This window comes from Vibrio marinisediminis (genome assembly GCF_014050145.1).
Classification (GTDB): Bacteria; Pseudomonadota; Gammaproteobacteria; order Enterobacterales; family Vibrionaceae; genus Vibrio; species Vibrio marinisediminis.
Map to the genome: position 1 here is coordinate 1 of NZ_JACFYF010000135.1, position 313 is coordinate 313.

The window sequence follows — 313 nt, forward strand, 5'->3', positions numbered from 1 at the left end:
GCCGAAGGTGGCGGTGAACTTCGCGCCGCTGATGATGCGGCGGCTGACGATCACCGGCTCGACCCTGCGGCCGCAATCGGACCTGGCCAAAGCGCGGATCGCGGCGGATCTGGAGCGCGAGGTCTGGCCGCTGTTGGCGGCGGGACGGATCAAGGTGGTGATGGACAGCGAGTTCGCGCTCGAGGACGCGGCCAAGGCCCATGCCCGCATGGAAAGCTCCGCCCATATCGGCAAGATCGTCCTGAAGGTCTGAGTGCCGCGCCCGCCACGGGGCCAAGCGGTTTCGAAACCGCTTGGTGGCGCGTCTTCGGGG

1 protein-coding gene is annotated in these 313 nt (G+C 68.4%); it reads left to right on the plus strand.

The window, feature by feature from the left end:
* On the plus strand, positions 1-253 hold a 253-nt coding region (locus H2O73_RS23690; protein WP_182110759.1), incomplete at its 5' end, for a zinc-binding dehydrogenase.
* Between the last annotated feature and the right edge of the window lie 60 nt (positions 254-313).